Source organism: Eilatimonas milleporae (genome assembly GCF_003688555.1).
Classification (GTDB): domain Bacteria; phylum Pseudomonadota; class Alphaproteobacteria; order Sphingomonadales; family Kordiimonadaceae; genus Eilatimonas; species Eilatimonas milleporae.
Window position 1 is genome coordinate 26942 of record NZ_REFR01000010.1, and the last position, 24261, is coordinate 51202.

Annotated in this window: 19 protein-coding genes; 9 read left to right on the forward strand and 10 right to left on the reverse strand. The window is 62.2% G+C overall.

What is annotated here, in order from left to right; all coding sequences use genetic code 11:
• Positions 1–11 precede the first annotated feature (11 nt).
• The 6 genes from BXY39_RS05010 (at position 12) to BXY39_RS05035 (ending at position 7611) form a co-directional block, all read left to right on the forward strand.
• Positions 12–311: an exodeoxyribonuclease VII small subunit gene (locus tag BXY39_RS05010; protein WP_121937769.1), complete on the forward strand. Its 300-nt coding sequence runs from the start codon at positions 12–14 to the stop codon at positions 309–311.
• Positions 308–1204, forward strand: coding sequence for a polyprenyl synthetase family protein (locus BXY39_RS05015; RefSeq protein WP_121937770.1), 897 nt, complete (start codon positions 308–310; stop codon positions 1202–1204). The genes BXY39_RS05010 and BXY39_RS05015 overlap by 4 nt, the downstream gene beginning before the upstream one ends.
• A gap of 211 nt (positions 1205–1415) precedes the next feature.
• Positions 1416–3350 carry a 1-deoxy-D-xylulose-5-phosphate synthase gene (gene dxs, locus BXY39_RS05020; protein ID WP_121938356.1) on the forward strand — a complete coding sequence of 645 codons (1935 nt, stop codon included), beginning with the start codon at positions 1416–1418 and terminating at the stop codon, positions 3348–3350.
• Between the two features lie 15 nt (positions 3351–3365).
• Positions 3366–4133, forward strand: a complete 768-nt coding sequence (locus BXY39_RS05025) for a TlyA family RNA methyltransferase (protein WP_121937771.1) — start codon at positions 3366–3368, stop codon at positions 4131–4133.
• Between the two features lie 37 nt (positions 4134–4170).
• Positions 4171–5436: a class I SAM-dependent RNA methyltransferase gene (locus BXY39_RS05030; RefSeq protein ID WP_170163639.1), complete on the forward strand. Its 1266-nt coding sequence runs from the start codon at positions 4171–4173 to the stop codon at positions 5434–5436.
• A 381-nt stretch (positions 5437–5817) separates the two neighbouring features.
• A complete protein-coding gene (locus BXY39_RS05035) occupies positions 5818–7611 on the forward strand; it encodes a methyl-accepting chemotaxis protein (protein WP_121937773.1) in 1794 nt (597 codons plus the stop codon).
• Between the two features lie 97 nt (positions 7612–7708).
• Here the strand turns inward: BXY39_RS05035 and BXY39_RS05040 are convergent, their stop codons facing one another.
• The 7 genes from BXY39_RS05040 to BXY39_RS05070 form a co-directional block, all read right to left on the reverse strand.
• Positions 7709–8692: an alpha/beta fold hydrolase gene (locus BXY39_RS05040; protein WP_121937774.1), complete on the reverse strand. Its 984-nt coding sequence runs from the start codon at positions 8690–8692 to the stop codon at positions 7709–7711.
• A gap of 54 nt (positions 8693–8746) precedes the next feature.
• Positions 8747–9820, reverse strand: a complete 1074-nt coding sequence (aroC, locus tag BXY39_RS05045; protein WP_121937775.1) for a chorismate synthase — start codon at positions 9818–9820, stop codon at positions 8747–8749.
• A gap of 129 nt (positions 9821–9949) precedes the next feature.
• Positions 9950–10756 (reverse strand): enoyl-ACP reductase FabI, encoded by an 807-nt coding sequence (locus BXY39_RS05050; protein WP_121937776.1) that lies wholly within the window; start codon positions 10754–10756, stop codon positions 9950–9952.
• A gap of 202 nt (positions 10757–10958) precedes the next feature.
• A complete protein-coding gene (locus tag BXY39_RS05055) occupies positions 10959–11996 on the reverse strand; it encodes a YihY/virulence factor BrkB family protein (RefSeq protein ID WP_121937777.1) in 1038 nt (345 codons plus the stop codon).
• An 81-nt stretch (positions 11997–12077) separates the two neighbouring features.
• Positions 12078–13055 carry a DnaJ C-terminal domain-containing protein gene (locus BXY39_RS05060; RefSeq protein WP_121937778.1) on the reverse strand — a complete coding sequence of 326 codons (978 nt, stop codon included), beginning with the start codon at positions 13053–13055 and terminating at the stop codon, positions 12078–12080.
• 227 nt (positions 13056–13282) lie between these two features.
• On the reverse strand, positions 13283–14215 hold the full coding sequence (locus BXY39_RS05065; protein WP_121937779.1) for a hypothetical protein: 933 nt from the start codon (positions 14213–14215) through the stop codon (positions 13283–13285).
• 12 nt (positions 14216–14227) lie between these two features.
• Positions 14228–16960, reverse strand: a complete 2733-nt coding sequence (locus BXY39_RS05070; RefSeq protein ID WP_170163640.1) for a TonB-dependent receptor — start codon at positions 16958–16960, stop codon at positions 14228–14230.
• Positions 16961–17544: 584 nt separating this feature from the next.
• Here BXY39_RS05070 and pdxH point away from each other — a divergent pair.
• A complete protein-coding gene (pdxH, locus tag BXY39_RS05075; protein ID WP_245998971.1) occupies positions 17545–18213 on the forward strand; it encodes a pyridoxamine 5'-phosphate oxidase in 669 nt (222 codons plus the stop codon).
• A gap of 348 nt (positions 18214–18561) precedes the next feature.
• Here the strand turns inward: pdxH and BXY39_RS05080 are convergent, their stop codons facing one another.
• Positions 18562–19683: a helix-turn-helix domain-containing protein gene (locus tag BXY39_RS05080; protein WP_211332100.1), complete on the reverse strand. Its 1122-nt coding sequence runs from the start codon at positions 19681–19683 to the stop codon at positions 18562–18564.
• A 291-nt stretch (positions 19684–19974) separates the two neighbouring features.
• On the opposite strand from BXY39_RS05080, the gene BXY39_RS05085 reads away from it, so the two are divergent.
• The gene (locus BXY39_RS05085; protein WP_121937783.1) at positions 19975–20673 is read left to right on the forward strand and encodes a hypothetical protein; all 699 of its coding nucleotides are present in this window, start codon (positions 19975–19977) and stop codon (positions 20671–20673) included.
• Positions 20674–20791: 118 nt separating this feature from the next.
• The gene (locus BXY39_RS05090; protein ID WP_121937784.1) at positions 20792–21487 is read left to right on the forward strand and encodes a DUF4386 family protein; all 696 of its coding nucleotides are present in this window, start codon (positions 20792–20794) and stop codon (positions 21485–21487) included.
• Positions 21488–21894: 407 nt separating this feature from the next.
• Here the strand turns inward: BXY39_RS05090 and BXY39_RS05095 are convergent, their stop codons facing one another.
• Positions 21895–22323, reverse strand: a complete 429-nt coding sequence (locus tag BXY39_RS05095) for a Fur family transcriptional regulator (RefSeq protein ID WP_211332101.1) — start codon at positions 22321–22323, stop codon at positions 21895–21897.
• A gap of 685 nt (positions 22324–23008) precedes the next feature.
• Positions 23009–24223 (reverse strand): PepSY-associated TM helix domain-containing protein, encoded by a 1215-nt coding sequence (locus BXY39_RS05100; protein ID WP_121937785.1) that lies wholly within the window; start codon positions 24221–24223, stop codon positions 23009–23011.
• Between the last annotated feature and the right edge of the window lie 38 nt (positions 24224–24261).

Here is a 24261-nt window from a genome sequence, read left to right on the forward strand (position 1 = left end):
AAGGCATCCGCATGACATCCAAAACCGATGAATCCCCCATTTCAGACGATCTGAAAGCCCAAATCCAGGCCATGACCTTTGAAGATGCCATGATGGCGCTGGAGGATGTGGTCAGCCGGTTGGAATCGGGCGGCGCCTCGCTTGAGGAATCCATCGACCTGTACGCCCGTGGTACGGCCCTGAAGGCACACTGCGATGCCAAGCTGAAAGGGGCCCAGGCCAAGATTGAGAAACTGACACTGGGCGAGGGCGGCCCGGTGGGCGCGGCCCCGCTGGATGTCGGCGATTCCGACAGAGATTCCAATCCATGACGGGGACAAACCCGCTTTTGCAGGCGCTGAAGGCGACCTCCGGCGCGGTGGAACGGGTGCTCGATCCCATGCTGGCGGTTCCCGACGGCCCTGAGGCGCGCGTGGTTGACGCCATGCGGTATGCGATTTTCTCTCCCGGTAAAAGACTGCGTCCCTTTCTTGTGCTGGCAAGCTCCGAACTGTTCGATGTGAACCGCCAGCAGGCGCTGCGCGTGGCCGCTGCCATAGAATGCGTGCACACCTATTCGCTGATTCATGACGACCTGCCGGCGATGGATGATGACGATGTGCGGCGGGGCCGTCCCACCGTCCATAAGGCTTTTGACGATGCCACGGCTATTCTCGCGGGCGATGCCCTGTTGACGCTGGCCTTTGACATTCTGGTCGATGAAAAGACCCACAAGGACAAAGGGGTGCGCCTGGAACTTGTGCGGACGCTTGCGCAGGCCTCAGGCCACCATGGCATGGTCGGCGGCCAGATGATCGACATCACCGCCGGTGACCATGAACTGGACGAGGCGGCGATCTACCGTCTTCAGCAGATGAAAACCGGTGCCTTGATCAGTGCATCGGCGGAAGCTGGGGCCATATTGGGCCGTGCGGAAAAGCGCGAGCGTCATTCCCTGCAAGGCTATGCCCGCGATCTCGGTCTTGCCTTCCAGATCGCTGACGACCTTCTGGATGTCGAGGGTGATCCGATGATCATGGGCAAGGCGGCCCAGAAGGACGGGCGCCAGGGCAAGGCAACCCTTGTTGCCCTGATGGGGGCTGGCCGTGCCCGTCAGCAGGCGCATATGCTGGCCGAACAGGCGATCGAGCATCTGAGCCTGTTTGATGAGCGCGCGTCCCTGTTGAGAGCGGTTGCCCAATTTGTCATATCGCGCCGGGCCTGAGCCGCGCTTTTCCGATAAATCTGGACGGACGGGTCAGCGGGGACCATATGTCCTATTGCAAATCGCTGTCGTGATTGCCAAACAACCGGGTAGCGGATAACCGGATGTTAAACAGTCCGGTGTCTGAATATCGGTTTGCCGGGCAGGCAGAGCGTTTTGTCAGTCATGTATCAGCGTGATAGAATTAGTGCTCAAGTAATGGATGAATGCCTTGACCGTACAGCCTGAAACACCGCTTCTGGATACAATAGGGTCCGTCGAGGATTTGCGCCGGCTGCCGAAAGCCCGATTGCGGCAATTGGCCGATGAGCTGAGAACCGAGATGATCAGTGCCGTATCCATGACAGGCGGCCATTTCGGGGCCGGGCTGGGTGTTGTCGAACTGACGGTGGCCCTGCATTATGTTTTCGATACGCCGCATGACCGCCTGATCTGGGATGTCGGGCACCAAGCTTATCCGCACAAAATCCTGACCGGGCGGCGGGACCGTATCCGGACCATTCGCCAGGGGGGTGGCCTGTCCCCCTTCACCAAGCGATCCGAGAGTGCATTCGATCCCTTTGGGGCCGGGCATTCGTCAACCTCGATCAGTGCGGCCTTGGGCATGGCCGTGGCCAACAAGCTGGCCGGAAGCAAACGGCAAAGCATTGCGGTCATCGGGGACGGTGCCATCAGCGCCGGCATGGCCTATGAAGCGATGAACAATGCCGAACAGGCCGATAACCGCCTGATCGTCATTCTGAATGACAATGACATGTCCATTGCGCCCGCCGTCGGTGCGATGAGTGCCTATCTGGCCCGTATCCTGTCCAGCCGATCCTTCCTGACATTGCGGGACTTCAGCAAGAAATTTCTGAAAATCCTGCCCAAGCCCCTTGCGGACCGCGCGCGCCTGGCCGAGGAATCCGCACGTGGCATGGTCACCGGTTCAACCCTGTTCGACGAGTTGGGCCTGTATTATGTGGGGCCTGTTGACGGGCACAATCTCGACCATTTGTTGCCCATCCTGGAAAATGTCCGGGACGCACCGCATGGTCCCATTCTGATCCATGTGGTGACGGAAAAGGGGCATGGTCACCCCTTTGCAGATCCGAACGCTGAAAAATACCATGCCGTGCCGAAATTCAATGTCGTCACCGGCGAAAAGCAGAAATCCGCGCCGAAAGCGCCCACATATACCAATGTGTTTGCCGATACCCTGATCGATCTGGCTGCGGACGACGATAAAATTGTTGCCATAACCGCCGCCATGCCGTCGGGGACGGGGCTGAACCGCTTTGAAAAGGCCTATCCTGACCGCACCTTCGACGTGGGGATCGCGGAACAGCATGCCGTGACATTTGCTGCCGGCCTCGCGTGCGAGGGATACAAACCCTTTGCGACCATTTATTCCACATTTCTCCAGCGTGCCTATGATCAGGTGGTGCATGACGTGGCGGTGCAGAAATTGCCCGTGCGCTTTGCCATAGACCGGGCCGGCCTTGTCGGGGCGGATGGCCCCACCCATGCCGGCAGTTTCGATATCACCTATCTGGCGAGCCTGCCGAATTTCATCGTCATGGCGGCGGCGGATGAGGCCGAACTGCGCCATATGGTGGCGACTGCGGCCTCCATTGACGACAGACCGTCCGCCGTACGCTATCCGCGCGGTGAGGGTACGGGTGTCGATCTTCCGGAAAAGGGTGTGCCGCTTGAAATCGGCAAGGGCCGTATCGTCCGCCATGGCAGCAAGATCGCCATCCTCTCCCTCGGGGCCCGCCTGGACGAGGCTTTGAAGGCCGCCGATGCGCTGGAGGCCCGCGGCCTGTCAACCACTGTCGCCGATGCGCGTTTCGCCAAGCCTTTGGACAGCCGTCTGGTTCAGGATCTGGCAGCGGGTCATGAATTGCTTCTGACGGTCGAGGAAGGCAGCATCGGCGGCTTCGGTGCCCATGTGATGGATTATATGGCCGACGAGGGACTGCTGGACGGTGGCCTGAAGGTCCGCGCGTTGAAGCTGCCCGACCGTTTCCAGGATCATGACAATGCGGGGGCGATGTATGCCGATGCCGGTCTTGACGCGGCCGGTATTGTGCGCGCCGTTCTGAAAGCACTTGGCCATAACGACCTGTCGGATATGACCGTTGACCGTCCGGCCTCGGCCTGATCCTTGCCGCCCGTGATGTCGAAGGCGGGCAGACAACGTGCGGACGTGGCATTGGTGGCCTGTGGCTTGGCGGAAAGCCGGGCGCGCGCTCAGGCGCTGATCCGGGCCGGGCACGCTTACGGGGGCGATATCAGGATTGAGAAACCCGGACAGATGGTGGTTTGCGACGGCTCTCTCCATCTGAAGGGGCGCGATCATCCGTGGGTCAGCCGGGGCGGGATCAAGCTGGACAAGGCGCTGTCCCATTTTGCCGTGATGCCCGAGGGCGCTGTCGTGCTCGATATCGGTGCGTCGACAGGCGGGTTTACCCATGTCGCCCTGCACCATGGCGCGGTAAGGGTTTTCGCTGTCGATGTGGGGCACGGCCAACTGGCGGAGACTCTGCGCGCCGATGCACGCGTCACGGTGCTGGAGGGAACCAATGCCCGCCACCTGACCGGGGATGATATTCCGGTGCCTGTGGATCTTCTCGTCTGCGACGCCAGTTTCATCTCGCTGAAAACGCTGCTGCCGGCGGGGATGGCACTGGTGCGTCCCGGCGGTCATATGATCGCCCTGATCAAACCGCAGTTCGAAGTGGGCCGCCAGCGCCTTGGCAAGGGCGGCGTCGTGCGCGATCCTGCCTTGCACGACACCGTGTGCGCGGATATATCCGGCTGGCTCGGCGCACAGCCCGGCTGGACTGTCGCGGGGCTGACCGAAAGTCCCGTCACCGGACCCGATGGCAACAGGGAATTTCTGATCCATGCGATCAAGGCAGACGCGCAGGCCACGGCGAGGTAAGCGGTCCGGCCGGCGAGAGCCCGCGGACGGACCGGTCGTGACGCTCACTATTGAAACCCTTGGCGGACGTGGGGACGGTATCGCCGCGCACCGGCTCGAAGACGGGACCCCCGTATCGGTTTTCGTGCCCGGCACAATGCCCGGGGACCGGGCGGACGTGCGTCTGGGCGCACACCGCCGTTTCGGGGTGGAAGGCAGTCTTGTGCGTCTTGTTATGCCAAGTCCGGATCGGCGGAGGCCGCCCTGTGCCGTCTTTGGGATGTGCGGCGGCTGTCAGCTCCAGTTTCTTGATGATACATGTTATGCCGCGTTTCTGGCCGACAGGGTGCGGGATACATTGCAACATCAGGGGATTTCGGGTGTGCCCGTAAGGGCGGCGGCGGTCAGTCCGCCGGCAAGCCGGCGCCGGATCAGCCTGAAGGCGGAAGGGCGGGATGAAGGTGTCCGCCTCGGCTTCAACGCGCGGGGCAGCCACCGGCTTGTGGATATAACCGCATGCCCGGTTGCCCGCGACAGTCTGGTTGCGCTGTTTCCGGGCCTGCGTGACACACTGGCCGTGCTCCTGGCCGGTCGCGGCCGGGCCGGGATCATCCTGACGGCCACGGATAGCGGAATGGATGTCCTGTTGGACATGGACCGTGCGGCGACATTGCAGGACCGTGACATCCTGACCGACTGGGCCGGGACCAACGATATCGCCGCCCTGCATTGGCGTGATCGTGGATTGATGGACCCCATCCTGATCCGCCGTCAGCCCGTCATGCGCTTTGACGGTGTGCCGAGCGCCCTGCCGCCCGGTGGTTTCCTGCAGGCAACCGCCGAGGGAGAGCGGGCGTTGCGCGATGCGGTGTTGTCGGCGGTGGAGGGTAGCCGCCGCATTGTCGACCTGTTTGCCGGCATTGGCACATTTTCCCTGCCGCTGGCGCGTGGCCGTGCCGTTCTCGCCGTTGAAGGTGATGGTGCCGCTGTGACGGCCCTGAGGGGGGCGGCCGGGGCGGCGGCATCGACGCACCGGTTGACGGTTGAACACCGGGACCTGTTCCGCCGTCCGTTGACGGCGGACGTGCTTGCCCGTTTTGATGCGGTCGTTCTGGACCCGCCGCGTGCCGGTGCCGCCGCTCAGGTCGCCGAACTGTCCGCCGGGACGGTCCCCCGTGTGGTCAGCGTATCCTGTAATCCCGCCACCTTCGCACGCGATGCCCGTATCCTGATCGACAGCGGATATCATCTCCACTGGGTACAGCCTGTCGGCCAGTTTCTCTGGTCGTCTCATGTGGAACTGGTCGGCTTGTTCCTGCGATAACGAACGGCCTTGCGAAAGCCGCTGCCGGACAGGGATTTCCGCTTATATCCGTCGGGTGTGAAAGCGTGTGTTTTTCTCTTTAAAGAAGAAAATTTTTGCACGATAAAGTGAGTTTCACGTGACCGCGAACAGATTTAATCCGTTGTGCGGGAAGGCGCATTTTGATGACCATTGCAAAAAGCGTGGTTTGACCGGATCCGGTGTGTTCCCGCTTTTCATGACCATGCGGGAAGGGCAATACTCCGCGTCTGAATAACGGACCCGTAACCGGTCGCAGACTGTGGGCCCGGCACTATGCAGGCCAATCGATGCGGGTCAGGGAATACCCTGTAAAAAATGAAGACGCTGTAAAAAAGGCATGATCGGACGGAAGGGGGATATATGTTCAGTTTGAAGAATATCAGGATCAGCAGTCGGCTCATTATCGGGTTTTCAGTCGTTTTTGCCCTGATGATCATCCTGTCCGTCATCGGCATTACGGAAGTGGGACAGATCGACAGAAACCTGACGTCCATCAACGACCTGAACAGCGTCAAACAGCGTTACGCCATCAATTTCAGGGGCAGTGTCCATGACCGGGCCATTGCGATCCGCGACGTGGTGCTGCTGATGGATGCGGGCGATTTGCAGGATACCTTCCGGGATATTCAGCGGCTTGAACAGGATTATGAGGACTCCGCCCGGCGCATGGACCGCATGTTTGCCGAACGGGACGATATCACCGCCGAGGAACGGCGCATTCTGGCCAGCATAAAGGAGATCGAGGCCCGCACCCTGCCATATGTCCAGCAGGTCATGTCCGCTTACAATGCCGGTGACAGCGACCGGGCCAAGAGGGTGCTGCTGCGCGATGCCCGTCCCGCCTTTACCGAATGGCTGCGCCGGATCAACCAATTCATCGACCTGCAGGAAGCCAACAATCAGCAACTGACGGCCGATACGCGCGACGTTGCGGAAGGGTTTCAGGTCCTCATGCTGGTGCTGACCCTTGTGGCCGTGCTGCTCGGGGGCGGGATTGCCCTCTGGTCGGTTTTATCGATCACGCCGCTGCGGACCCTGACGCAGAACATTATGCGTCTGGCGGACGGCGATCTGACTGTCGTCATCCCGGATACGGATGCCCGGGATGAGGTCGGCCAGATTACCGGGGCGGTGCGGATCTTCCGAGACAATGCCCGCAAGGTCGAGGAATTGCAGGCCGACGCCGAGGAGCGTGCCGAGCGCGAACGCCGTGAAGAGCAGGAGCGCCAGACCCGCGAGGCCGAGCGGGAGGCCGAGCGTCGTCGCCTCGCCGAGGAGGCGGATGAAAAGGCACGGACGGAACGCCGTGCCGCCATGTTGTCCATGGCCGACAATTTCGAGGCCTCCGTTAAGTCCGTTGTCCAGTCTTTCGCCCAATCCGCGTCCGAGATGGAAGCCGCGGCCCAGGTGATGACCCGTACCGCCAATGACAGTGCCAGCAATGCGCAGGTCGTCGGTCAGGCGGCGGAGGCCGCCAACACCAACGCCCAGACCGTGGCGAATGCGGCGGATGAACTGTCCGGCTCGGTGCGTGAGATCGCGGACCAGACCGGCCAGTCCTCGACCGCCGCGCGCTCCGCCGTGTCGCGTACGGAACGCGCCGGTCACGATATCGCTCAGTTGAAAACCGCGGCCCAGGAAATCGGCGATATTGTAAGCCTGATCAATGATATCGCCGAACAGACGAACCTGCTGGCCCTCAACGCCACGATCGAGGCCGCCCGCGCCGGCGAAGCCGGCAAGGGATTTGCCGTCGTGGCCAGCGAGGTGAAATCGCTGGCCAGCCAGACGGCGAGCGCGACCCAGCAGATCGGCGATCAGATCACCGGCATACAGCAGGCCAGCAACACCGCCGTCGATGCCATGACCGAAATCGAGGGGATCATCCGCGATATTGACAACACCGCCGTCTCCATCGCCTCGGCGGTTGAGGAACAGGACGCCTCCGCCCAGGAAATCGCCCGCAACATCGCCGAGGTTTCCGCCGGCACCAATGAGGTGACCAGCAGCATCCAAAAGGTCAACAACGCGGCGGATGAAACCGGTAGCAAGGCGAACGAGGTTCTGGACGCCGTGCGCGAGCTGGGGCAGCGTTCCAGCGACCTTCAGGCCCAGATTGACAATTTCCTGTCCACCATCCGCGCAGAGACGTGAAGCCCAGAGACGTGAAGACCCGGGACGTGAAGACCCGGGACGTGAAGACCCTGGACGTGCGTAGGTGCTGACATCTGGACGGGGACGCTAACCATGCTCAGGGTGTGCCGGTTTCGTCCATGTTGCTCAGGGTGGTGATGAACGCGGCTGCGTCCGCGGCCGAGCGGTCCGGCGTTTCCTCCATCGGGATGTGGCCGACACCGTCATAGATTTTCAGCCGCGCGTCCGGCAGAAGGGCGGCCAGCCTTTCTCCGGTGCCGACGGGGATCAGCCCGTCATCCCGGCCCCACAGGATCAAGGCCGGGGCCCGGACCTTGCCCGGATCGGTGACATTGCCGCCGCCGGCATACCAGGCAAAGCGTTTGGCGGTGGCGCGGCGGTTGCCCGGATGGCGCGCCAGATGCCAGTAGCGGTCCACCATGGCGTCGGTCACCAGGCTGGTGTCGGTAAAGCTGACCTCCAGCCCTTCGCGCGCCAGGCTGCGCGGGGTGATGACTTCCAGGGCCCAGGCGGTCCACCATGTGCCGGCAAGGCGAAAGGCCAGCGGCAGACGGCGCGTGCCTTCCATGTGCGGCGGCACCGGTACCCCTGCCGCGTCCACCAGGATCAGGCCGGACACATCCTCCGGATACAGGCCGGCATAGCGCAGGGCCACACCGCCGCCCATGCTGTTTCCGCCCAGGAAAAAGGGACTGATGTCAAGCGTCCCCATGGCCTCTTTCACAAAGGCGGCCATGCCGTCATAGGTATAGTCGTCTTGCGGTGTGGCGCCTGTCAGTCCATGACCGGGCAGGTCCATGGTGACGATGCGGAAGTCCCGCTTCAGCCGTGTGACCCAGGGCTCCCATGTGTGCAGGGAACTGTTCGACCCGTGCAGTAACACCAGCGCCGGGCCGAGGGCGTTGCCCTGTACGCGCACATGGGCCCGCGCTCCGGAGGGCAGGGTGACAAAGGTGGACGGCGGCCCGCCATACTGCGCGACCAACTCGTCATGCGGAATGTCCGGTGCCCAGGCGGTATAGGTCAGAAGACCGAGCAGCAACAGCCCCGCGCCGGCGACATATTTCAGCCAGGTTCCCATGTCCGTTCTCCTTGTCCCGTCCCCACCCTGTCTGTGTGTGCCTGCTGGCCGCCCCTAGCCACACTGTGCGCGGTGCAGCATCATGTGATCGGCCAGGACCAGGGCCATCATCGCCTCGGCAACGGGTACGGCGCGGATGCCGACACAGGGGTCGTGCCGTCCCTTGGTCATCACTTCCGTCGCGCTGCCGTCCTTGCGGATACTGCGGCGCGGCGTCAGGATCGAACTGGTCGGTTTCACCGCGAAACGGGCGACGACCGGTTGCCCGCTGGAGATGCCGCCCAGAATGCCGCCGGCCTTGTTGCTCAGAAACGCCGGCGCGCCGTCCGGTCCGGGCACAATTTCATCGGCATTGTCCTCGCCCGTCAGGGTGGCAGCGGCCATGCCGGCCCCGATTTCAACCCCTTTGACGGCGTTGATGCTCATCAGGGCGGCGGCCAGGTCGGCATCCAGCTTGCCGTAAATGGGCGCGCCCCAGCCGGCGGGAACGCCCGTGGCTTCCACTTCGATCACCGCCCCGACGGACGAGCCCGCCTTGCGGATGGCGTCCAGTTCGCCCGCCCAGACATCGGCGGCAACCGCATCCGGACAGAAAAGCGGATTTTGTGCCGCAACGCTCCAGTCGAAGCGGTCGCGGTCGATCCCGTGCGGGCCCATCCGCACCATGGCGGCGCGCACCGTGACGCCGCCGCCCAGGATTTTTCGCGCGATCGCCCCGGCGGCCACGCGCATGGCGGTTTCGCGCGCGCTGGAGCGTCCGCCGCCGCGATAGTCGCGCAGACCGTATTTGGCGTCATAGGTATAATCGGCATGGCCGGGCCGATAGGTTTCGGCGATATCGCCATAGTCTTTCGAGCGCTGATCAATGTTCTCGATCATCAGCTGTACGGGGGTGCCGGTGGTTATGCCCTCGAATACGCCGGACAGGATGCGGACCGTATCGCTCTCGCGCCGCTGGGTGGTATAGCGGGACTGGCCGGGTCGGCGCTTGTCGAGAAAGGGCTGGATGTCCCCCTCGCTCAAATCCAGTCCCGGCGGCACACCGTCCACCGTGCAGCCGATGGCGGGGCCGTGGCTTTCGCCCCATGTGGTGACCCGGAGCAGACGCCCGAATGTATTGTATGACATGGAGCGGTGCCCCCTCTGTTGTCTCTTATCGCCGTCCGGCAAGCCGGCGGCCGTGTTGGGCATACGGTCGGCCCTGTGCCGCCAGCCCTGCCGCCAGCTTCTTTGCCGGCCTCGTTTTCAGCCTCGTTTTTAGGGGCCTTCGACGAAACGCTGCATGGCGTCCTCGTCCGTCGGCATGCAGGTGACGTTGAAGCCGGCGTCCACATAGTGGATTTCCCCGGTCACTCCGCTCGACAGATCGCTGAGCAGATACAGGCCCGAGCCCGCCACATCGTCCAGGGTGATGTTCCGCTTCAGCGGCGCGTTGCGTTCATTGTATTTCAGCAATATGCGGAAATCCCCGACGCCCGAGGCCGCCAGCGTTTTCATCGGTCCGGCGGAAATGGCGTTGACGCGGATGTTTCTGTCTCCCAGGTCGCGCGCCATGTAGCGGGTCGATGCCTCCAGCGCCGCCTTTGCCACGCCCATCACATTATAATGCGGCACCACTTTTTCCGACCCGTAATAGGTCAGCGTCAGCATGGCACCGCCGTTTTTCATCATTTTTTCCGCGCGTTGCGCGGTGGCGACGAAACTGTAGGCGGATACGTTCATCGTCGTCAGGAAATTGTCCAGGCTTGTATCGATATAGCGGCCGCGAAGCTCGCTCTTGTCCGAATAGCCGATGGCATGCACCAGAAAATCAAGGCCGTCCCATGTCTTTCCCAGGGTGTCGAACAGGGCGTCGATGGAGGCACCGTCCGAGACATCGCATGGCAGCACCAGGTCCGAGCCGACGCTCTCCGCCAGCGGTGTCACCCGTTTCTGCAATGCCTCCCCCACATAGGAAAAGGCAAGCTCCGCCCCTTCCGCCGCGCATTTACGGGCAATGCCCCAGGCCATGGACCGGTCGTTCGCGACCCCCATGATCAGCCCTTTTTTCCCCTTCATCAGCATACGTCACCTCTGTTTGGTCTCTTGCTATCCGGTCCTGGCGGCTGCCTGAGCCGCGCGCGGGCCGGTTCGTTGTCGGCCGGAAGCGATCCGGTTTCCGGATCCGGCCGCGATCACGGTGTAATTTCGGGGGCGCAGACTATTGCCAAGCGCCTGCCGGGTCAATTTCCGGCGTGACCCCCCCTTGATCCCCCTGTCTTTTTGCCTACGCCTTCAGGGGGCGGCTGTAGGCCGCGTTCAGCGCCGCGCCAAAGATGAACCCCAGACTGACGAGAAAACAGAAAAGCTGTGCCACCACCACCCCGGCCAGCGAACCATAGGTGACGTCATAGCTGCCGGCATAGGTCAGATAGACCGACATGCCCCGTGCGGTGCCCAGAAACACCAGCAGCGCCAGCAGGGTGCCGGGCAGGCGCACGGCGGCACCCGCCCGGCGCGGTATCAGTGCCAGATAGATACCATACAGCGCCGCCAGAAGCAGCGCCGGGCTGACCGCCAGGCGGATCAGATCGAACAGCAGGGTCAGCCCGCCTGTGATGATCTCGGGAAACAGGGCGAGGACGGCCCGCTCCAGCGCCGGGGCGATCACCAGCATGGTCATGGCCGCGATCAGCAGGATCGACGCCCCGATGACCACGCCGAAGCTTTCCAGCCGGCGGCGCCACATGGCCGGTGCGAACCGCCGCCCGAACAGGCGGATGACAATGCCGCGCGCCGCCTCCAGCCCGCTGGTGGCGGTCCACAGCGCGAACAGGACCGATCCCGTCAGCAGTTCCGCGCCGGTGTTTCTGATAATGCCGTTGATCGGGCCTTCCAGCACGTTGGTCACTTCCGGCGGCAGGACCGACAGGAAAAAAGCGACCGCAGCCAGCCCGCGTTCCGTCTGGCCGAGAAATCCCGAGACCGAAACGAAAAAAATCAAAAAGGGAAACAGCGACAACATGGCGAGAAAGGCCAGATTGCCCGCCGCCGACAGCCCGTCATGCCGCCAGAACAGGGCCCAGGCCTGCGCGAAGGCCCGGCGCTGACGCACGGTCCAGGGCGGCTGCACGCTGCGCGGCGGCATGACGACGGTTTCGCCGCCCACGTCCCCGCCCGTCTTGTTGCCAGTTTTGTTGTCAGCCTTGTCGCCAGTCTTGTCGCCAGCCTTGTCGTCAGCCTCCATGGCGGGCACAGCCGGCGATGCCTGCGCGGGGGCAGGGGGGACTTGTTCGTCCCGTTTCGGTTCGGTGGTGCCCGTCACGCTCTGTCTTCCCGTTCCGTCACATCAACCGTCCCGTTTCGTCCGTCATGTTTGTCGGGACCCGTTTTCAGCGCGGCAGTCTCACGCCAGGCCGGCCTTGCGGCGCAGGGTCTTGCCGCCGCCGCCGGGCCACTCCTGCATCAGTTTTTCAAGCGCCTCATTCCGCTCGGACGGCAGCATGATCTTCAGCGTCACATACATGTTTCCCGTATCCTCCCCGCGTATCACGCCCTTGCCCTTCAGGCGCAGGCGGCGCCCGCTGGACGAGTTTTTCGGGATACGGACCGTCAGTCGCCCGCGCGGGGTGGGCACGTCGATATCGCCGCCCAGAACCGCCTCGTCGATCGAGATCGGCAGGTCCAGATGAATGTCCAGACCCTCGCGGTGATAATAGGGGTGTGGTGCCACGCGAACCTCGACCAGGGCATCGCCCTTGGGGCCGCCGCCCATGCCAGGCCCGCCCTGTTTGGCCAGGCGGATCACCTGTCCGTTCTGGATGCCGGCAGGGATTTTGATGTCCACCGCCCGTCCGTCGCTCAGCCGCAGACGCCGGGTACCGCCGGTGATCGATTCTTCAAACCCGACGGTGATTTCATAGGTGATGTCCAGGCCGCGCTGTTCCCCGGTGCCCGCGCTTGCGCGCTTGCCCCGTGCGCTCCGTGCGCCACCACCGGTCTTCTTGCCGCCCTTGCCGGCGTTGCGGCCGCCGGTAAAGCGGAAGAATTCCGAAAAAATGTCGCTGGCATCATCCATGTCAAAGGGCTCGTCCGGGCCGGACCGGCGGTAGGCACGGCTGTATCCCCCGCCTCCGGCACCGGCGCCGGCAAAACCGCGCTCATTGCCCTGTTCGTCGATCTCGCCCCGGTCATAGCGGGCCCGCTGCTCCGGATCGCGCAGGATGCCGTAGGCCGCCGATATCTCCTTGAACCGTTCGGCGACCCGCGGGTTGTCCTTGTTGCGGTCGGGATGCAAGTCCTTGGCAAGCTTGCGGTACGCCTTTTTCACATCCGCCTCGCTCGCCGTTCTCGGAATACCGAGAATCTGATACAGATCAGTCATTACCCATACAATCCGTTGATCTGCCGCCCCTTGGTGCGCCGCGGTTCCGCGTGCGGCCTGTGTCCTTTTTCAACCACCTCCCCACAAAAACGGCAAATCCGGCCCCGGGTCAAGCCTTCTGGAACCCTTCTGGAACACAGCGGCACGATCCGGACAGGCCGGAGAAACGGTTTTGTTGTGGTTTCGGCCGCTTGGCGCGACCGCAGGACGGGGGTCAGTCCAGGGCCTCAGTCCAGTGCAGGTATCCGAAAGGCCCGGACCTCGCGCGCCGGGCGGCTGATCGCCCAGACCAGCCGCGGGTCCGCGGGATCGAAGGCAAAGGCCTGGCCCTCCGCCGGCACGCTGATGGTGGCCCGGTGCCGCAGCACGGGGCCCATCTCGGGAAACTCCAGCACATACATTTCCGGCAGGTCATGGCCCATTACATAAAGCCGCCCGTCATCGCCGACAGCCCCGCCCGAGGCGGCCTGTGGCGCCATTTTCTCCAGGATGGACGCCGGCAGCATATATCCGCCGGTCCGCCGCCACCGGTCGTCAAAGGTGACGATGGAGGCATAGGTATGGTCCTTGAACGGCAGGCCGGTTTCGTCGTCATAATGGGCAAAGCCGGCGATCCAGCCCCCCCGGAAGCGGTCGAACCAGACCAGCGAGCCCTCATCCATGACGCCCAGGCTCTTGCTGGCATGGTGCGTCATGGTCGTGGTGTCGAAAATTTCGATCGAACTGGCCATTGGCAGATTCGGATGGTTGGAATTGGCGCAGTAAAGTTTGCCGTCCTCGGTAAAACAGCTGTTCAGATGTCCGATCGGTCCGCCGTATTTGCCTTTCCAGCGGGCGGTGAGCCGGCCGTTTGACCGGTCGTATTGCCCGATGACGAAATTTACGATGGCGTAAAAATGCGCGCTGTCCGCCGCCGCGCCCTGACCGGCTTCAATCGCGGGAAAGGCATGGACGGGCACCGCCTGCAACATGTCTACGGACGGTGCTTCATACCGTTCGATGCCAAGGGCCGCCCAGGCCGCGCGCGCTTTGTCCCGCCGTGCTTTCGTATCGTCCAGGGCATGGCCGTCACCGCTGTTGACGGTTATCGCGGCCATAATAATGACGTGCGGGGCCATGGTGGTCAGGATCATGAAAGCGGTAAGAAGGCGGCGCGGCATGGTCGGTCTCCCTTAGAATGTGGCGTTGATGCCGATCCAGTAGGTGCGCCCGAACCGCGCATCTTCCTGTAGGAAAGCGGCACCGGGCCCGGTCAGCTCGGTTCGGCCTTCGTCGGTGACATTGACGGCCTGCGCCACCAGGGCCACATTTTTGTTCACATTCACCCGGGCCTGCAGGTCCAGCTGGCCGCGTTCGTCCCAGAACTCGTCCCGGTCCGGATTGTCCGCGTTCAGCGTGTCCAGAAACGTATCCGTATAATTGTAGGAGCCACGGATCTCGAAATGGTCGGTCGCGTAAAACAGGGTCAGGTTATAGGTCAGGTCCGGCTGTTGGAACAGGGTGGTGGTGCGGGTCGTGCCGTCGCTGAGCGGCACGTCGAACTCCGTATCCAGCCAGGTGATGTTGGCACCGATGCCGAACCCGTCCCACGGCGCGGGCAGGAAGGACAGCACCTGCTGATACTGGGCTTCCAGACCGAACACTTCCGCGCTTGAGGCATTTTCCGGCTGGGTCACCCGGTCGAACGTCACCCCGTCGATGACGACATTGGCGTCCGTGGTCGTCACCACGAAGATTTCGTCCTCGATATCCTTGTAAAAGACGCCGAACGCCAGAATGCCGTCCGGAATATACCATTCGACCGATGCGTCGAGATTGAACGACTTGCGCGGGTCCAGCTCGGGGTTCGCGCGCGACAGCGTCAGGTCCGGTCCGTCCGTGCCGGCGGTGAAGCCGCGTGTCAGGTCACTGATATCCGGCCGCCCGATGGTCTGCGAACCGGCGACACGGATGACCAGATCGTCCCGTACGTTAAAACGGGCGACCGCGCTCGGCAGGATATTGGTGTAACTGCCGGACACCTGCTGGCCGCCCACCGGGCCGCCCTCCCATTCGGTATGTTCTATGCGCACGCCGCCGGTGATCGAACCGCTGCCGAAATCATATGTGCCCTGAAGATACCCGGCATAGACCTCCTCGCTGGCATCCGATTCCGTGCCGGTGGTGAAGGTCTGCGTAAAGGGATTGCCGGCGAAAAAGGCGTTGGCACCGTCTGAATCCACCCGGAAGGGGAAGATATTGTTGCCCTGGAATTCCAGATCCGCCAGCGCCGTGTCCGTCACGTCCGCCAGCGTATAGGGCGTGTCCGAGACGAAACGGTTGAAGGTAAAGCCTTCATTCTTGCTGCGGTCGCGGTAGACGCCGCCCACTTTCAGGCCGATATCGCCGAGGGCGAAGTCGCCGTTGATCGCCGCCTCGAACAATTCATCGTCGACAAAACGGTCCAGTTCGCCCCGGTTGGCGTGGCTGTAGTTTGCCGTGTCGAAAAAGCCCTCCGGATCCAGCGGGGAATAGCGCGGGAAGAAACCGCTGGTGTCGTAGCGCGCGCCGAATGTGGGCTCGGTGGTGAAGCTCTCCGTCGATTCCGGATTGTCCAGCTCAGCTCCCGCATAGGTCAGGCGTATATCAAAGGTGGCGATGTCGCTGGCCCGCCATGTGGCTTCGCCCTGGATATTGTAGATGCTGCGGTCCAGGACGAAACGGCCCAGGCCGACAATGCCCTGGCCGTCTTCGGTCACGCCGGATGTGGGGGTCTGTCCGGTGATGGTATCGGGCTGGGCGGAACTGCCGTTCGTGCCCAGCTCATAGCGGATTTCATCGCGCCGTTCGTCATCGTTGAACTGGGTATAAAGGCCCGACAGTGTCATGTCGAACCGGTCGCTCGGCCGCCACTCCAGCTTGCCGGTGCCGCCGATGCGTTCACGCACATTATTGTAGAAGAACAGGCGGTTGTTGGTCGGCACGATGATGCCGTTGCCATTGCCCAGGCCCACATTGTTTCCCTCGGCATCGAACTCGGTATAGTCGGCGTCATCCACCTCGATCTGCGGAATTTCGAAATTGCGTATGGAATAGTCGAAGCCGATGACGATGCCGAACTGGTCTTCCCGGCCGAAGCGTGTGCCGGCGGCGAAATTGGCGCGCCACGGCTGGACGCTTTCGCCGTCCCTCAGGGTGCCGCCGTCGCCGGACTGCTCATGAAAGCCGATAAAACCGGACCCGTAGAAGAAGGGTGATTTTTCCTCGAAGGCGCTGCGGGTCACCACATTGATGGTGCCGCCGATGGCGTTGGCGTCCAGCTCCGGTGTTGCCGACTTGATCACCTCCAGCCGCGACAGCAGCGATGCCGGGATCACATCCAGCGGCACGGCCCGGCCCGACGCCCCGCGCTCCGGCGAGGCGACGATGCCACCGTCGATCGTGGTCCGGTTGAATGTGGGGTTCAGCCCGCGAATGATCGGAAACCGTGCTTCCGCCTGGTCGTTCTGCACCGCGACGCCGGTGATGCGGCGGATGACCGCGGCCGTGTTCAGGTCCGGCAGACGGCCGATGTCATCCTGCACCGTGGCGTCGATGATATTGGTGGCATTGCGCTTGGCATCGATGGACCGTTGCAGGGACAGGGCTTCACCAAAGACGACGATCTCTTCAACCGGCACTTCCTTGATGTCGTCGCCGTCGTCGCTGCCGGCAGCCGACTGGGCGCTTGCCGCCGGCGCGAAAGCCGCTGCGGCCGCCACAGCCGTCAGTGCCGTCGCGGCGCAGCCCGCGCGCCATGCCAGCCTGCGGGCTCTCGGTCCGCTTCCTGTTGTGCCCGCTTCTGAGCGCGTGTTTGAAACAGATTCGTCAGCCGTAAAAGAGACGGCCGCGCCCCCGCGCGTCGCCATCAAGTGCAGATTTTTCATTGAAGTGTTCCTTATGCCTGAAACCCGAAAGACCCCGAATGCCCGAAAAGTCTTCGTGTGCCCGATACCCCCGAAGAGCCCGCAAGTCGCGAAAGCCCGGATGCCCGGCTGTTGAGATGCCGCCATCCAGCTCAGAGCCATAGGCAGGATATTTGACGTTTATTTGAAGTTTCAGTGTCGGTTTTGCGAATATCGCAATACAAAATAAATAAACATGAAATTAATAAACAATAATAAAATCAAATATAAGTTTTATTATGCAATTTTTAGAGTAAAAAATTTGAATTTTTTAAAAATAAAAACTGAATTATGTTTCAAAATTGAATTTTTCATTAAAAAAATATTTCATTAACCGCTTCGGTTGAAAATGTATTCAGGTTTTTTCATATTCGTCATGCGTGCTTTTCATGGTGTCATAAACATGCATTGGATGCACCACCGGGCACACCGGCAAAAGGCGCGCGCGCAAGCCGTTTGTTCCGGGCGTGCCTTTTGCCCTCCATTGCCCTTTTGCCGTCAAAGCCGTATGCCTGCACATCGGGGGCCGGATGGACCGGAACCCGCCGGACAAGACGGAGGAGCCCGTGACGGACAAAAGCGATCAGGATAGGGCCCTTAAGGCAGAAGACGGCGCGGCGGACGAGGGGGCGGGCGGCACCGCCCCTTTCTCCAGGCCGTTCGACACCTTTGCCGGCTGGTTCGCTGAAGCCGGCGACAGCGAACCGAACGATCCCAATGCCATGGCGCTGGCCACTGTCGCCGCCGACGGTCGGCCCAGCCTGCGCATGGTGCTGCTGAAAGGCTGGGACGAGGGCGGTTTCGTCTTCTACACCAATTTTGAAAGCCGCAAGGGCCGGGAGTTGACGGGCAATCCGCATGCCGCCCTTTTGTTCCATTGGAAAAGCCTGCGGCGGCAGGTCCGGATTGAAGGCGCGGTCACACCGGTCACCGACGACGAGGCCGATGCCTATTTTGCCAGTCGCCCCCGGCCGAGCCGTATCGGCGCCTGGGCATCGAAACAGTCCCGCCCGCTGGAAGGCCGCCTGGCGTTCGAGGCGGCGATTGCCAAATTCACCGCCCAATATGCCGTCGGCACGGTGCCGCGCCCGCCGCACTGGTCCGGCTTTCGCCTGTCTCCCGACCGGTTCGAATTCTGGCAGGATCGCAAATTCCGTCTCCATGATCGCCATATCTATGACCGCGCGCAGGGGGAAGACGGCCCCTTGTGGCAAACCAGCATGCTGTATCCCTGATCCGGCCTGCCTCATCCGGCGACGGCCTTGGGCCAATGGCGGACACGAACACAGATATCTCAAATCCTGCGCCCCAGGCCGCGACTGCGCCCCGGCCGGTCAGGCCGCCCTCGCGGAGCGGGCCGCGCATGCGGCCCCAGCGTGAGCGCAAAATCAACACCGGTCAGGCCGCCCTCGCGGAGCGGGCCGCGCATGCGGCCCCAGCGTGAGCGCAAAACCAACACCGGTCAGGCCGCCCTCGCGGAGCGGGCCGCGCATGCGGCCCCAGTATGAGCGCCAAATCGCCAAAATATGTATGCATCATACATATTTTGCTTTCCCGTGAGTATGCGGGGTGTCTTTGAATATTTATTGATCGATGTCCCGGCAGCGTTCCTGAAAGGCCTTTGGCGTCAGACCGGTTTCGCGTTTGAAGGCCTTGTAGAAGGTGGAGCGGGAATTGAAACCGACCTCCAGGGCGATGGTCAGGATCGACGCCTCGCCCGCTTCGATCAAAGGCTTTGCCGCCTCGATCCGCCACCGGGCGACATAGTCGTAAAAGGTTTTGCCGAGGCATTCGTTAAGGGACTGCGACACCAGATTTTGCGGCGTCTGCACATGACGGGACAGTTTTTGCAGGGAGAGATTGGCGTCAAGATACAGTGCGTCCCGGCGCATGGCGGTCTCAATCCGGTCCGCGATCCGCTCGGCCCGGTCCGGCGTCAGGGCGGAGCGTGTATATTTATCCTTGGGCGGGATTTCGGAGCCGCGACCGTCCACAGGCGGGTCGGTTTCTTCCGCCGGTTCGGGTGTGAGTGCGAAGGCGATGAGGAACAGCAGAACCGACGCCGCGAGCAGTAAGACAAGTTCACCGGGGAAAAGCAGGCGGGGGCTGAAATTGTCGCTGATCAGCGACAGGGCGGCGGCGACCCACAGTGTGACCAGCAGGGCCAGGAACCCGTCGATCCAGCGCAGCTCATATTGCTCGGTATTGGAATAAAGCGCTTTCAGACGCCTGCGGTACGCGCCCAGCGCACGGACCGTCGCGATCAGATAGCCCAGGGATGCAAGACACCAGATCAGGATCAGGCCGATCGTCATCAGGACGAGGGCGGACGGCAAAAAACCCGGCGGCAGAGCGCCCTCCACAAACAGCGTATCTTTCGCGCCTGCCGGCAAACTCCAATACCCAAGGGTGACGATGAGGCCGGCGCCCGGCAACACCCCGTCACGCCACCGGGCAAGAGGGGGTTCAGCGATCCCCGTCCGCGCGTTTGCGTACCGGTGGACCGTGACGGATAAGGCAAGCAGTACCGGCAGCACCGCCGGCATATGGAAAACATAGAGCGGCCGCGCGAAGGCGATCACGAGCGGTACGCTGACGATCGCTGAAAGCAGGCCGAACGACGCCATGAGATAGAGCCGGGCACGCCGGTCTCCCGCGCCGCGCAGGGACGCCACGGCGCCCGCCGCCGCAATCCCGGCCGTCATGGCCGAAAGCGTTATCATTCCATCGCTCTGCATCCGCGCGACTATAGGTTTGCGCCCTCAGGCGATCAATGCATCGCCCTGAAAAACGATCGCAGTCTGTCCGCGCCGTCCCGCAGGGACGACAGCGCCGGCTCATCCTCGCAATACCATGACATATCAGGTGGCCGCGTCACAGGCCGCCCCCTTGGCAAAAGACGGAGGTCACCGTGATGAATGCGTATGCAGGGTTCCCCAAAAATTCAGTCTTCGTGGTGTGGCGACAGCCGACAGGCTCGGGGATCGGGGCCGGCCATGGGTGAACCCGCAAGTCTTGGCGACGCCCATTTCTGGATCGGCTGCCTTGCCGTCGTCTCGGGATACACCGCGTTCGCGGCGGCCAAGGGAAGGAGAGCTCACCGCATCGCCGGCAAGGTCTTCGTCATCGGCATGCTGCTGCTGACGGCGAGCGGTCTCTGGCTCAGTATCGCGCGCGGGGTCCTTTTCACCGTGTTCCTGTCGGCGATCGCCTTTCACGCGGTCGCCACAGGGTGGGCCGCCGCCTGTCTCGGCAGGCGGCTTGGCGGTGTCCTGACGCGGACCGCCCCGGTTTTGTCAGGGGGGATCGCACTTGGCGCCGTGTATGGCGGCATGCTCGCGGCGGCCGCGCCCACCGGGATGCTCAACGGCCTGCCGCCTGGGGCCTTTTATCTGGTGGCCGGGGTCGGTGGCGTTGTCTGTGTGTTGGACGTGTTGTTTGCCTTTGCAAATCGGCCATCGCAACAGCGGCGGATAACCCGGCACCTGTGGCGGATGGGATTTTCCTTCTTTTTGGCGACCGGCATCTTCTTCTTCGGCAACAACCATGTTCTGCCGGCGGCGCTGCGGACCCCGCCGCTCCTGTCGGTCCCCGTCCTGGCCGTTGTTTTGTGGACTTTGGTCTACGCCGTCCGAACGCGCTTCGCCTCCCCCCCCCATGAGTGTTTCGCCCAAATGAGTGTTTCGCCCAAATGAGTGTTTCGCAAAAACAAACTGTCCGCCCCTGTCGGCGGACACACACGGGGATCGGTCCTCGGCTAGGGTGGTGATCGGTCGGTCGCCTTGAGCGGCGTCATTGAAAGGATGTAAAAATATGGTGTTTCAACGGATAAGCGGCATATCGGCCATAGCCGCCGGCGTGACCTATATCATCGGCTTTTGGGTCTATTTCGCCGTCCTCGGCCCGGCGCAATACGGCAGCCCCGAGGTTCCGGTCACGCAACATGTCCGGTTTCTTGTCGACAATCAGGGCCTGATGAACGCCTGGAATCTGGTGATCTATGTCCTCAATGCCGCCCTGATGGTGTTTATTGTCGTCGGTCTCCACCAGCGGGTGAAGGCCGGCAACGAGGCGCTGGCCCAGGCCGCGTCGGCCTTCGGCATCATCTGGGCCGGTCTTATCCTTGCCGCCGGCATGCTGGAAAACATCAGCCTGAGCCAGATCGTCAGACTGTCCGGCCAGGACATGGAGGCGGCCGCGACTCTGTGGCGGTCGACGACCGTTGTCGGCGCGGCGCTTGGCGGCGGCAATGAGATCACCGGCGGCCTGTGGATCTTCCTGTTAAGCGTGGTCGGGTTTCAGACGAAATCAATTCCCGCCCCCGTGAATGTGGCCGGGGCGCTGGTCGGCGGCGCGGGCATCGTATCGACCATCCCGCTCCTGTCGGGCGCCACCATGATTTTTGGCCTTGGCTTCATCCTGTGGTTTTTCGCCATTGGCCTGGTCCTGGTATTTTCCAAAGCGCTTTCAGGCGAAGTGTCAGCGGTTCGCCGCCCGGAAAGCGCTTAGATTCAAGAGCGCTTTCAGGCGAAGTGTCAGCGGTTCGCCGCCCGGAAAGCGCGTCTGCAAAAATCCCTACGCTTTCAGGCGAAGTGTCAGCGGTTCGCCGCTCGGAAAGCGCGTCTGCAAAAACCCTATGCTTTCAGGCGAAGTGTCAGCGGCTCAAAGCCCGGAAAGCGTTTGAAATCAATAAATGAGGATATTTTGTCTGCGCCTGTGAGCATCGAAAACGCTCAGGGCGAACAGTCGGCCGGGATTGCAGCGAAGGGTAGGGTGTGTTTCAGGCTGCGACCATCGGCCTCAGACCCCAACGCCGTCATTTCGTTCCGGGATACAAATGACTGTTTCGCGCCCGCGATCATTTGCATCCCGCACGTATGACTGCCGGCCGCGCGCGGCGGGTATGATACGCCCGGTCAGGGCGTTTGCGACTCTCCGTCGGCCGGGCGTCCAAAGAGCGCGAGGCTGTGTCCCTCCAACCGGTAGCCGAGGCGGGCGGCGATTCGTTTTTTCAGGGCTTCGAGCTCCGGGTCGTGAAACTCCACGATCTGGCCGCTGATCGTATCGATCAGATGGTCATGATGATCGTCATGTCTGACCTCATAGCGTGCCCGGCCGTCGCCGAAATCGTGTTTCCAGACAAGGTCCAGGTCTTCGAGCGCCCGCAATGTGCGGTACACCGACGCCAGGGAAAGGCCGGGATCGGACTCGCGCGCACGCGCAAGAAGCTGATCCACATCCGGATGATCTCCGGAACACTCAAGTGCGCGGCAGATGACTTTGCGCTGCGGCGTGATCTTGGCGCCCGCGGCGCCGGCGCGGTCCAGTAATGATAATGCCAACATTGATACTCCCACAGTAGATTCTATACGCTGATCTCCTGCCCAAAACCCCAGACGTTTCCTCCTCCTCCGCCGGGACGTGCCCGGAGGATCCCGCTTGCCGGTCAGGTCCGGTGAACGGCTCTTGTAACTCTCCCCTTGCACGGCGTGGCCGCTGTCATGCGGTGCTTGCCGGGGTAGGGGACGGCCGTATTTCAGTTTACCGTTCCTATACTAATGACTGCTGAGCGCGCGAAAGTGCCCCTCTATACTGATATTTTTTAGTCCGATTTAAGGGCTCGACCACCCCGCAACACCCGTTATGCTTGAAAAAATGAAGATGGGCAGGGCCCCGCAAACCAATCTCCCCCAGGGCGCGACGGCGCCCCGGCCGGTCAGGCCGCCCTCGCGGAGCGGGCCGCAGCGCGGCCCTAGCGTGAGCGCAAAACCGGACACAGGTAGGATATCTCAAGCCAATCTCCCCCAGGGCGCGACGGCGCCCCGGCCGGTCAGGCCGCCCTCGCGGAGCGGGCCGCAGCGCGGCCCTAGCGTGAGCGCAAAAACCGGACACAGGCAGGATATCTCAAACCAATCTCCCCCAGGGCGCGACGGCGCCCCGGCCGGTCAGGCCGCCCTCGCGGAGGCGATTGCGCAGCAATCTGCCGTGAGCGCAAAACATCCCTCGGTAAGCGCAAATCCTCAGGGGCGATCAAAACCTCTGCACGTAGAAATAAAATGAAATCATGGCGAGCATAAGAATGGGCATGGTGGCGAACTGGGTTTTGGAGACAGCGACGGTGCGCAGCCTTTTGTAGGTGAGCCAAACGCCCGTAACGGACAGACCGGTCAGCATGAGACCGAAGACAAACCAGATCAGCTTGGTCGCCAGCCCGCCGAAAAAACCGAAATGCAGGGGGTCTGCCATCTCGTTCACATAGGCGACCCAGCCGATTTCCGACGATTTTTGCGCCAGCAAGACCTCGCCGGAATAGGGGTCGATAAACACCCGGTTGGCTCTGGGGCGGATAAGGAAATCGTCGGTGGCGCCCAGGACGCTGACGGGCATGTTGTCACGGGACGGATAATATACGTCCGTCGGGGTCCAGTCCGGGATCTGTTTTCTGGCAATGGCGACAAGGGTGTCGACCGGCAGCCGCTCCTGCGTGCCGTCCAGTTCGGACAGCCGTGTTTCCGACAGGACCGGACGCGCGGGTTCAAACCGACTACCAAAAGCGGGTGCGACAAATTCCGCGAGATACCAGGTCCCCGTGACGATCATCAGAATCATGAACCAGATGGCCCACACCCCCGAGGATTTGTGCAAATCACCGATAAAGACGCGGATGCCGCGATCTCTCCTCAGTCTGGTGGCGGCGGTCGTCAGACGGCCGACAGTGCGCCACCCGGTATAGAGCGACAGCAGCAGGACGAAGGCCATGGATGCGACAATGGGCAGGCCGAAGACCGACGGCATGAACAGGTAACGATGCAGATCGCGGAAAAAGCGTTGTACCGTCAGGGGGTGGGTACGACCGGTGACCTCACCGGTCCACTGATTGATGTGCAGAAAATACCAGCCGCCGTCCTCGGGGAAGAGGGTGGCCCTGTAGGCAAAATGATCGCCCGCCCCGGAAACGATCGCGTTCAGTCTATCGTCGGGCGCACGGGTTTTGACCGCATTTTCCATGTCCCCCCAGGACACTCGGGAACCGTCGGGGCTTACGCGCATTTCCGGGTAAATCAACCAATCGATTTCATTGGAAATCGTTGCAATCGTCCCGGTCAGCAGCACGACGGACATGATCAATGCAAGGTGAAACCCGAGCCACGCGTGCAGTTCATAGCGTTTTCGCTTTTTAGACTTATTTGCTTTTTTGACCCCTATGGAATGGGCCCTGACAGCGGCCGGCGTCTGGTCGAGCATGGTAAAACCTCAACAATTCTCTGAAGTGTCGCCTATCG

Bases quoted from the DNA above. Each gene is read 5' to 3' on its own strand.
- BXY39_RS05095 (WP_211332101.1), bottom strand. From the start codon at position 22,323: ATGTTGGCATTATCATTACTGGACCGCGCCGGCGCCGCGGGCGCCAAG.
- BXY39_RS05065 (WP_121937779.1), bottom strand. From the start codon at position 14,215: ATGCCGCGCCGCCTTCTTACCGCTTTCATGATCCTGACCACCATGGCC.
- aroC (WP_121937775.1), bottom strand. From the start codon at position 9,820: ATGTCATACAATACATTCGGGCGTCTGCTCCGGGTCACCACATGGGGC.
- BXY39_RS05070 (WP_170163640.1), bottom strand. From the start codon at position 16,960: ATGAAAAATCTGCACTTGATGGCGACGCGCGGGGGCGCGGCCGTCTCT.
- BXY39_RS05060 (WP_121937778.1), bottom strand. From the start codon at position 13,055: ATGACTGATCTGTATCAGATTCTCGGTATTCCGAGAACGGCGAGCGAG.
- BXY39_RS05080 (WP_211332100.1), bottom strand. From the start codon at position 19,683: ATGACGGCCGGGATTGCGGCGGCGGGCGCCGTGGCGTCCCTGCGCGGC.
- BXY39_RS05090 (WP_121937784.1), top strand. From the start codon at position 20,792: ATGGTGTTTCAACGGATAAGCGGCATATCGGCCATAGCCGCCGGCGTG.
- BXY39_RS05015 (WP_121937770.1), top strand. From the start codon at position 308: ATGACGGGGACAAACCCGCTTTTGCAGGCGCTGAAGGCGACCTCCGGC.
- BXY39_RS05035 (WP_121937773.1), top strand. From the start codon at position 5,818: ATGTTCAGTTTGAAGAATATCAGGATCAGCAGTCGGCTCATTATCGGG.
- BXY39_RS05050 (WP_121937776.1), bottom strand. From the start codon at position 10,756: ATGCTGATGAAGGGGAAAAAAGGGCTGATCATGGGGGTCGCGAACGAC.
- BXY39_RS05010 (WP_121937769.1), top strand. From the start codon at position 12: ATGACATCCAAAACCGATGAATCCCCCATTTCAGACGATCTGAAAGCC.
- BXY39_RS05025 (WP_121937771.1), top strand. From the start codon at position 3,366: ATGTCGAAGGCGGGCAGACAACGTGCGGACGTGGCATTGGTGGCCTGT.
- BXY39_RS05085 (WP_121937783.1), top strand. From the start codon at position 19,975: ATGGGTGAACCCGCAAGTCTTGGCGACGCCCATTTCTGGATCGGCTGC.
- BXY39_RS05040 (WP_121937774.1), bottom strand. From the start codon at position 8,692: ATGGGAACCTGGCTGAAATATGTCGCCGGCGCGGGGCTGTTGCTGCTC.
- BXY39_RS05100 (WP_121937785.1), bottom strand. From the start codon at position 24,223: ATGCTCGACCAGACGCCGGCCGCTGTCAGGGCCCATTCCATAGGGGTC.